Annotated in this window: 6 protein-coding genes; 3 read left to right on the forward strand and 3 right to left on the reverse strand. The window is 65.0% G+C overall.

The window, feature by feature from the left end; genetic code table 11:
• Positions 1-303 precede the first annotated feature (303 nt).
• Positions 304-2,334 carry a TonB-dependent receptor gene (locus FHW58_RS27195; RefSeq protein ID WP_218892904.1) on the forward strand — a complete coding sequence of 677 codons (2,031 nt, stop codon included), beginning with the start codon at positions 304-306 and terminating at the stop codon, positions 2,332-2,334.
• Here the strand turns inward: FHW58_RS27195 and FHW58_RS27200 are convergent.
• Both FHW58_RS27200 and FHW58_RS27205 read right to left on the reverse strand, forming a co-directional pair.
• Positions 2,331-3,758 (reverse strand): hypothetical protein, encoded by a 1,428-nt coding sequence (locus tag FHW58_RS27200; RefSeq protein ID WP_229265514.1) that lies wholly within the window; start codon positions 3,756-3,758, stop codon positions 2,331-2,333. The two genes, FHW58_RS27195 and FHW58_RS27200, sit on opposite strands and share 4 nt — an antisense overlap.
• Positions 3,759-3,760: 2 nt before the next feature.
• A complete protein-coding gene (locus FHW58_RS27205; protein WP_179676324.1) occupies positions 3,761-4,957 on the reverse strand; it encodes an SPFH domain-containing protein in 1,197 nt (398 codons plus the stop codon).
• 187 nt (positions 4,958-5,144) lie between these two features.
• On the opposite strand from FHW58_RS27205, the gene FHW58_RS27210 reads away from it, so the two are divergent.
• Positions 5,145-5,831, forward strand: coding sequence for a response regulator transcription factor (locus FHW58_RS27210; protein WP_179676325.1), 687 nt, complete (start codon positions 5,145-5,147; stop codon positions 5,829-5,831).
• Positions 5,828-7,900, forward strand: a complete 2,073-nt coding sequence (locus tag FHW58_RS27215; protein ID WP_179676326.1) for a HAMP domain-containing sensor histidine kinase — start codon at positions 5,828-5,830, stop codon at positions 7,898-7,900. The genes FHW58_RS27210 and FHW58_RS27215 overlap by 4 nt, the downstream gene beginning before the upstream one ends.
• 1 nt (position 7,901) lies before the next feature.
• On the opposite strand, the gene FHW58_RS27220 is transcribed toward FHW58_RS27215, so the two are convergent.
• On the reverse strand, positions 7,902-9,512 hold the full coding sequence (locus tag FHW58_RS27220; protein WP_179676327.1) for a methyl-accepting chemotaxis protein: 1,611 nt from the start codon (positions 9,510-9,512) through the stop codon (positions 7,902-7,904).
• Positions 9,513-9,738: the final 226 nt, after the last annotated feature.

Genomic DNA, 9,738 nt, shown 5'->3' on the forward strand with positions numbered 1-9,738 from the left:
CTCAAAATACTGACAGTATTTCTTGTTGAGCATTTAATGCTTTTTGTTGCAGCACCAAATGCCCACACTTATCAACTGTTAACTTTTTAAAGATCCTGTACAGCTCGCTGAAGAAGCGTTTTGTTCATCAGCACAGAAGCGAGATTATGAAGCATTTCGTTTATCTCGTCAACCCCTCGCTTTTCTTCGTTTCGCTTTGCAGCGTCTGCGTCGTTTCGCGAGGGACAGAATCATAGCAAGGCAAAGCTGGTCTGGCAAGGGCTTTGTTATACTTCGTTTTTACCATTTCCCCGGGAAGCCATTTTGCTCGCCACCGTCCTGTTTGCCGCCGCCATTGAAGTGCCTGTTGTGGTCGTCACTGCCACGCGCACCGAACACGCCAGCTTTGATGTGCCCGCCTCTATCGATGCCGTCAAGGTCGACGAGAACAATCTGCGCACCAACGCCTCGGAAGCGCTGGCGGCCGTGCCCGGCCTGGTGGTCCAGAACCGGCAGAACTATGCGCAGGACCTGCAGATCTCATCGCGCGGCTTCGGCGCCCGCTCCGCCTTTGGCGTGCGCGGCGTCCATCTGCTCACCGACGGCATCCCGGCCAGCATGCCGGACGGCCAGGGCCAGGCGGCCACCTTCAATCTGGACATGGCGGAGCGCATCGAAGTGCTGCGCGGCCCCTACTCGGCCATCTACGGCAACCATGCCGGCGGTGTGATCCAACTGTTCACGAAAGAAGGCGATGGCGCGCCATCGGTTGAGTTGAACGTCGCCGGCGGCAGCTATGGCACCCGCAAAACAGACCTCAACGCCCAGGGCAAGCAGGGCAACGTCGGTTACGTAGTCGATGCATCGCGCTTCGAGACCGATGGCTACCGCGCCCACAGCGCCGCCACGCGCGACCAGGCCTTCGCCAAGCTGACGCTGACGCCTGTCGACGGCGCGAAGCTGAACATCGTCGCCAACGCCCTGCGCCAGGACGACACGCAAGATCCGCTGGGCGTCACCTGGGCCACCTACCAGCGCGACCCGCGCGCGGGCGAAATCGACAATGCCGACACACAGTCGCCCAAGCGCACGCTGGCCGAGCGCTACAACACCCGCAAGAGCATCGACCACAAACAGATCGGCGCCACCTGGGAGCAGCGCTTCGGCGACGACCGCCTGCACGTCACCGCATACGGCGGCAACCGCGAAGTGATTCAGTATCAGGCCTTCTCGAAAGCCTTCCAGGCGCCGTCCACCCACTCCGGCGGCGTGGTCGATTTCGAGCGCGACTTCTCCGGCCTGGATATCAATTGGTCGCACGTGACGACGCTGGCGGCAGGCAAACTGACCACCACCGCCGGCGTCGAATACGGCCACTCCAACGATGCCCGCCAGGGCTATGAGAACTTCGTCGGCGCCACGTTTGGCGTCAAAGGCGCGCTGCGCCGCGATGAAGACGATACGGTCAGCAATCTCGATCCTTACCTCCAGACCGAATGGGACGCCGGCGCGTGGCAGCTCAGCGCAGGCCTGCGCCACAGCCGCGTGAAGATTTCGGTGGACGATCACTTCCTCGCCAACGGCAACGACAGCGGCTCGCTCGACTACAGCCATACCACGCCGGTGCTAGGCGTACTGTATCGCGTGGCGCCGCAACTGAACGTCTATGCCAGCGCGGCGCGCGGATTCGAAACGCCGACGCTCAATGAACTGTTCTACTCCGGCACCGGCGGCGGTTTCAACTACCGTCTGCAGCCGGCCCTCAGCACCCACGTGGAAACCGGCATCAAGGCCAGACTGGATGAACGCACCCGCATCAACGCCGCGGTATTCCAGGTAAAGACATCGGATGAACTGGTGGTCGACACCTCCAGCGGCGGCCGCACCAGCTATCGCAACGGCGGACACACCTTGCGCCAGGGCGCGGAATTGTCGCTGGACGCGACCTGGGACTATGGGCTCAGCTCCCGCGTGGCCCTGACCACGCTGCGCGCGGTGTATGACCAGGGCAGCCGTCTCCCCGGCGTACCGAACGCCAACGCCTACGCGGAACTGGCATGGAAGGAAAGCGCCGGCCGCTTTGGCGCGGCGCTGGAGGCGGTCGCCGTCGGCAAGATCTACGCGGAGGACAACAACGTCGATCAGCCGGCGCCGGGCTACGGTGTGCTGAATCTGCGCGTGAACGCCAGCCAGCAGTGGGCCGGCTGGCGCTTCCGGCAGTTTGTGCGACTGAATAATCTGCTCGACAAGAACTACATCGGTTCGGTCATCGTCGGCGACGCCAACAAGCGCTATTACGAGGCGGCGCCGCAACGCAACTGGCTGCTGGGCGTCAGTGCCCTGTACCAGTTCTAGCGCAGGGACACGGTCTGCCGCTTCCAGGCCGGATCCTGCCAGCGGTAGAACAGGCTGAGAGAGGACGGCTTGTCGGCAGACTTCAAGGTGGCCAGCGTGTTGATGTCCACCAGCTCGAAGCTGCGCTTGAAGCGGCCGTCGATGCGCGCCTCGCGCGCCACCAGCAGGTTTTGCGTGCCCGGCACCCAGCCGGCAAATTCCGCATAACCCAGATCCGGATCGGCCGCCGCCGGCGGCAGCACATCCACCAGCCAGCCGTCGCGTGTCTGATGGAACAGCCACATCTCGCGCCAGCCGTCCATCGGCTGCACCGCCAGCGCCAGCGCGCTGCCCTGGGCGTTGGCCCGCGCCGATGCCGGCCACACCACGCCATAACTGCAGCGCCGCGCCAGCGCATGCTGCTGATCATGCTTGTCATCGACCAGCAGCACGCAGGTTTCGCCCGGCTGCCCGGCCACCGTCACCACCCGCAAGCCACCGCTCACCGCCGCGCCGCCAGACGCCACCTCGCCCGCCCAACGCGCGCTGCCCACGCGCACACCGGCTTCGGCGTACGCCGCCGCGTCGTCCTCGGTCAGCTCTGAAGGCTCGACCATGCCCAGTTCGTCCAGCGCCCGTTGACCGGCCTCGCTGGCGGACTGCCCTTTGCGCGCCCGTTCAAACGCCACCGACGACCACACCATGGCCCGGCGCATGTACACCCGGTTCTTCAGATGCCCCGGCAGGTCCTTCAAGTCCACGCGCTCCAGCACCTGCGCGCGCCAATCGTCCAGCGCTACGCGCGCGCCCGGCCCCAGCGCCGGATCCACGCATTCCTGCCGCGTCAGCCCCAGCGCCGCTGCCGCGCGCTCACGCGGCTGGGCCGACGCCATCGCCAGCACACGCCGGAATGCCTCGCCGTCGTAGCACAACTGCATGCGGCCCTCACGCTCGAAGCTGCGGATGTTCACACCATAATGCGCCACCGCTTCCAGATGCGCGGCAATCACGGCGTCACCCTGCTTGCCCTGCTTCGCCGATGCGCGGCGCGCCAGACGGTCCGCCATCGTGCCCAGCGCATCGAACGGTTCCGCCGTGATGGCCGCCGCCGGCGCCGCCTTCAGATACGCCGCCGCATAGCTGATGCCCAGCGACTCCGCGCCCGGCGTATCACGCAGGAAGCGCACCACCGACAGCAGCTCCGGCGCATCGGCCACCTCCAGCGATACCTTGCGCACCAGCGCCGCGCGGATGTAGCCGGCGCGCTCGCGGCGATAGTCGTAGACCTGCAGGAAGTCCTGCTTCTCGCCGCGAATCTCCAGGCTATCGCCCTGCCACAACATCGCCTGCTGCTGCGCTGTATCCTTGGGAGCGGCGCGCAACGCCGCCTGATCCTGCGTCACGATCGCCAGCGTCAGCGCGGCCGCCATCATCGTCAGCGCCATGATCACTGTCCTTCCGCCGCCACGCGCGGCTGCTTGCCCAGCAGCGCGGAACCGACAAAGCCGCCATCCGCCGGCGGCGGCGCAATAATTACCGAGACCTTGTCCGACAACTTGTCCGCCATCGTCTTCTGGATCAGCAGCGGATTGCGCGTCAACAGCTCGCCCTCGCGTTCCATCTGCGCCGCCTCCACCTTGCCCACCACCTCGTGGCGATAGGCTTCGGCCTCCGCCAGCTTGCGCCGCGCGTCCGCCTCGCCAGCCGCCTCGATCAGGCGCGCCTGCGCATTGCCTTCCGAGGTCTTGATGCGCGCTTCTTTCTCCGCTTCCGCCTCCAGCCTGCGCTGCTCGATCTGCTTCTGCTTGAATGGCAGCACGTGCGCCATCGCCTGCTCCTGCGCGCGCGCAGCGATGATTTGCTCATTGCCGGCAGCTTCCGCCTCCTTCTCGCGGCGGATCTTGTCCGCGTCTGCCTCCAGCGCGGTCTGTTTGACCTGCTTCTCCTTCAGCTCCAGCGTGTAGCGCATCTTCTCGGTTTCCAGTTCCTCCGCCAGCAGCTTCTCCATGCCGGCCTGGTATTCTTGCGGCAGCGTGATCTTGCCGATGGTGATGCCGCGCAGCGTCACGCCGTCGGCCGCCAGCTTCGGCTTCAGCTCGGCCTCGATCTCCTTCTGGATGTCGGCCCGCTTGGACGAATAAATCTCGCGCACCGTGTAACGCGTGAACACCTTGTAGATCACGCCCTGCACCGCCGGTTCCACGATCGCGCCGTTGATGTCCGGCGGCAGCGACTGCGCCATCGCCATCACCCGCGCCGGATCGAGCGCATAGCGCACCGACATATCCACGCCCAGCGCCAGGCCCTCGACCGACTGGAACGGCTTCTGATCCGAACGCGCCGGGCGATACAACTGGTCCAGCAGCGACACCTGGCGCAGCACATGCACGCCCGGCATCATGAATACCGCACCGTCACGCACCGTCACCGAGGAGCCGGTCAGCTGGTTGATGCGGATGCCGACATTGCCCGGCGCCAGCTTGGCCAGCGGCGGATGCGTCACCAGACCAACGACTGCGGCAACGGCCAGTCCCGCCACCAGCAGCGGCGCGCCGTTGCGGCGTACACCGTTCACCGCCACACCGGCGCCGCCCCTGAACGCCGTCCGTACCGCCTGCACCAACCGTTTGATCCGCTCTGCCATGATGTTCACCTTTCGTTGAGTTTCGGGCTTGTCCCTGAACAGCATGGTGCGCCGGACGATGCGGAAGTATCAACGCTGCCGCCGTCCGCCTCTGTTCCGGCCGCGTGAAGAAATCCTCACAGCGCGTCTGTGACTTTTTGCAGAAAAGCGTGGATACTGGTTCCATTGACAGAATGTGGAGCGCAGCATGGCCAAAGTCGCCGTCATCGAGGACGATCACCCAACCAGCAACCAGCTGCGGGCGTGGATAGAGTCGTCGCGGCCGGGCATCGTGGTCGACCAATGGTTCAGCCGCGACGACGCCGAGGCGGCCATCGCCCGCGAACGCTACGACCTGGTGGTGCTGGACATTGAACTCGGGCGCGAACGGCATGCCGGCGTTGCCATCATCAACGCCATCAACAAGCGGCATGCCACGCCGGTGCTGGTGGTGTCGGCCATGCCGGCCACCATCTACCGCAGCATCATGAAAGCGCTGGACGCGTGGGACTATCTGCAAAAGGCTACCTTCGAGGAGGCCGACTTCGTCGAAACCTTTCTGGAGATTTTGCGCGCCGTGCCAGCCCAGGCGGCGCCGGCCGCCAGCGCGGCGGAACTGAGCATGGATCCGCTGCGCCAGCGCACACCCATGTGGCGCGGCCACCGCATCAATCTGCCGCTGACCGCGCAGCGCATCCTGGCAGCGCTGTTTGCCCGGCGCGGCCAGGTCGTCTCGTACGATGAATTGTTCGAGGTGGTGAAAAGCGGCCGCAATCGCGACAACATCCGCAAACACGTCAGCACCATCCGCGACGCTTTCCGCGAAATCGATCCCGCTTTTGCCTGCATCGAGAACGTGCCGATGCGCGGCTTCCGCTGGACCGACGCGGAATGAACTGGCGCCGGCTCAGCATCGTTCCGTACCGGGTGCGGCTGCTGCTGCGCGCGGCGTTCGTGTTCCTGATGGCGGCGACGGTGGGCCTGGCGCTATCGGTGCTGCAGCAGGAAAAGCAGCTCAGTTACAAGAACTACGAGGGCAGCTTCCAGAAGACGCGGGTGCAGGTCGCGGCCACGCTGCGACACCCCACCGGCCAGCTCGCGCTCCTCAATCCACAGCCGGCGGCCAGCGGCGGCGTGCTGCATCCGCTGCTGCTGCCGTTCGCCGCGCTGGATTTCGACGATCTGCAAAAAGTGCAGCAGGCGGTGGCGATGTCCGGCTGCCAGGCCCAGTATGGGAACAATGGCTCGCTGTGCGTCGGTATCGGCAACAACCCGTGGGCCGGCGGCTTCATTTACGTCGCCGGCAGCTTCGATAGCGCGCCGCTGGTGCCGCACGTGCGCGGCGACCAGATCGTCGACAAGGCGCACCGCGTGCGGGTGAAAGTGGCGCTGCGCGGCCAGACCTATGAATGGATCGCGCCATTTGAAGAAAGCAGCGAGCCGCAGACGCCGGGCCGCCGCTACGGCGGCATGCGCGGGCGGCTGACCGGCTTCACCGCCGCCGATGTCGCGCGCGGCAAGGCGCCGGTGGTCAAAGATTTCCGTGGCTGGATCTGGCAAAGCCCGCGCTGCAACCGCGCCGACCTGGCGGACGATGACGCCAGCTGCGCGCGCAGCGCCTTCTTCTCCCTGCGCCTGCCCATCGCCGTGCTGCAGGATGCGCTGTTTGAACAGCGTCGGCCCGAGTGGCCGCCCGCCGATCTGGATCGCATCAATGTCAGCATTGCCGTGCTGGCGCCGGGCGATGGCGCGCCGCTGCTGGACAGCGGAACCGGCCCGGCCGCGCCGCCGTTCTCGCTGTCTGACCTGAAGGCCATGCTGCTGCCCGGCGAAAGCCTGCAAATCCGCCGCCTGAGCGACGGCGTCGCGCTGCCGGAGCTGGTCGCGCCCATCGATCCGGAAGACCAGAGCTGGCACTTCGTCACGGCGTTGATCCGCCGCCTACCGGTGGACGCCTACGATGTGCCGCTGAGCGCCAGGGAAGTCATCGTCACGCCTGTCGGCAGCTATGAAGTGCTGCTGAAGGGCGACGTGCGCAGCGTCAGCAAAAGCCTGAGCGTGGTGGCCAGCCGGCTGGTGTGGTTTGTCGGCGCCATGCTGGCGGCGCTGATGCTGGCCTGGCTGGTGATCGAGATCGGCATCATCCGCCGCATCAAGGTACTGATCAAGCGCGCCGACGATGTGGGCGAACGAGTCAAGGCCGCACACGGCTTTTCGGAAGCCGATCTGGCCGACCTGCGCGGCCAGGATGAACTGGGTGTGCTGGCCACCGCCCTGCACGATCTGCTGCGGCGCGTGCGCGAAGACGTGGAGCGCGAGAACATCCGCGCCGAGCAGGAACGCAATATGTGGCATGCGGTTGGCCACGAGATCATGTCGCCGCTGCAGTCGCTGATGGTGCTGCATGGCGCGCCGGAGGACCAGAGCCACCGCTACATCAGCCGCATGCAGCAGGCCATCCGCGTGCTGTATGGCCGCGCGTCGCCGAGCGAGGCGTTCCAGTCATCCGAACTGCAGATCGCGGAAATCGACCTGGCGGCTTTCCTGCACAACGTGGCCGCCAATGCCTCGTGCGTGGGGATCGAGAATGTGGTGTTCCATGGGGCGGCGGATGCGGTGAGCGCGCGCGCGGACGAGTATTCGCTGGAGGATGTGGTCACCCACGTGCTGCGCAACGCCCAGCGCTACCGCAAGCCGGACACGCCGATCGACATCACGCTGGATGCCGGCGACACCGGCGCCGTCATCAGCATTCACAATCAGGGGCCGCCCATCGCGCCGGACATGCTGGACAAGATATTTGAATACGGCGTATCGGACCAGCCGGAATCCGGCGCCGAGGGCAATCGCGGCCAGGGCCTGTTTGTGGCCAGGACGTACATGGCCAAGATGGGCGGCACCATCGTGGCGCAGAACCGCACCGGCGGCGTCAGTTTTATCCTGAGCCTCCAGCGCGGCGCCTGAATCAAGCCGGCAATGCCAGGCGCGAGGCGCGCGCTATGCGCGGCGCGTGGGCGTCCGCCAATTTGAAGATGCTGACCGCCTGCTCCAGGTGCTGCGCCTGATCCTGCATGCTGAGCGCGGCGGCGGCGGCTTCCTCCACCAGCGCGGCATTCTGCTGCGTCACGCCGTCCAGCTGGCGAATGGCGTCGCTGATCTGCGCGATGCCGTCGGTCTGCTCCTGGCTGGCGGCGCTGATGTCGCTGATGATATCGGTCACGCGGCGCACGCTGTCGACCACTTCCTTCATCGTGGCGCCGGCCTGGTTCACCAGCTGGGCGCCGGCGTCCACGGTTTGCACCGAGTCGTCGATCAGGGCCTTGATCTCCTTGGCGGCGGCGGACGAGCGTTGCGCCAGATTGCGCACCTCGGTGGCGACGACGGCGAAGCCCCGCCCCTGTTCACCGGCGCGCGCCGCTTCCACGGCGGCGTTCAGCGCCAGGATATTGGTCTGGAACGCGATGCCGTCGATGACCGCGATGATGTCGACGATCTTCCTGGACGAGCTGTTGATGGCGCCCATGGTATCCACCACCTGCGACACCACCTCGCCGCCGCGCACCGCGACATCGGACGCCGACAACGCAAGCTGTTGCGCCTGACGCGCGTTGCCGGCATTGTGCTTGACCGCGTCCGCCAGCGCTTCAACCGACGACGTGGTTTGTTCCAGCGCCGACGCCTGCGCTTCCGTGCGCGCCGACAGATCCTGGTTGCCCGACGCGATCTGCACCGAGGCGCTGGCAATGGTGCCGGTGCCGCTGCGGATCTGGCCAACGATATCGGTCAGTCCCTGCTGCATGGCTTTCATCGCCGCCAGCAGGCTATGTTCGTCGCGCGGCGCGGTGTGAATCGCCACGCCAAGGTCACCGGCCGCGATGCTGCCGGCGATGTGTGCCGCTTCACGCGGCTCGCCACCCAGTTGCTTCATCAGGCTGTGCGCCAGCGCATACAGCACGGCGGCCGACAGTCCGACGGAGCCGAGCAGTATCGCCAGCATGATGGCGGACGAGGAGGCGATCTGGTTCCTGGCGTCCGCCTCATCGTCGGCATTGCGCTTGGTGGCGCGCTCCACCAGCTTGTTAATGGCGGCGCGATGCTGCGAGTAGTGCTGCTTCATGCTCTCCAGCGCGGCGGTGGCGCCGGCGGCATCGTCTTTTTCCAGCGCCGGCACGAACTGGCTGAAGGCGATGTGATAGAAAGCCTGCGCCGGCTTGTCGGCCCCGTTCAGCAGCAGATCCTTGATGTCGTCTTCCATCACTTCCTTGCTCCAGAAATCGTGACGCGTGTCGTAGTCGTTTTTCAGCGATTTCAGGTTATCGATCAGCGCCTTGCGCTCGGCGGGCTGGGCATTCATGGCCTGCAGCGACACCAGGTAGGATTCAATGATGTATTCGGGCGGCGGAAGAATATCGGCAATCAGGTCCTTGCCCTGCACCACGCGTTGGTAGATCGGGCCATTGACCTTGAGCTGATTGAGTGCGTGGAAAGACCAGGTGCCGTACAGGGCGAAGCCGGCGACGATGATCGCCATGAGTAACGCGAAGCGCTGGGCCAGTCCCATTGCTGAAAATTTCATTGAGGCACCTTGTAAGATAAGCTGTATCCACAAGTATAAATGCCAAAATGCAAAAAATTTTGCTTCTGAGACCAGAAACAACAATTTTCTTCTAAACGCAAAAAGGCCCGGTCACAGACCGGGCCTTTTCACTAATAACTAGCTTGACGATAACCTACTTTCACACTGGTTGCAGCACTATCATCGGCGTAGAGTCGTTTCACGGTCCTGTTCGGGATGGGAAGGG

It is taken from the genome of Duganella sp. 1224 (assembly GCF_013408245.1).
GTDB lineage: Bacteria > Pseudomonadota > Gammaproteobacteria > Burkholderiales > Burkholderiaceae_D > Rugamonas.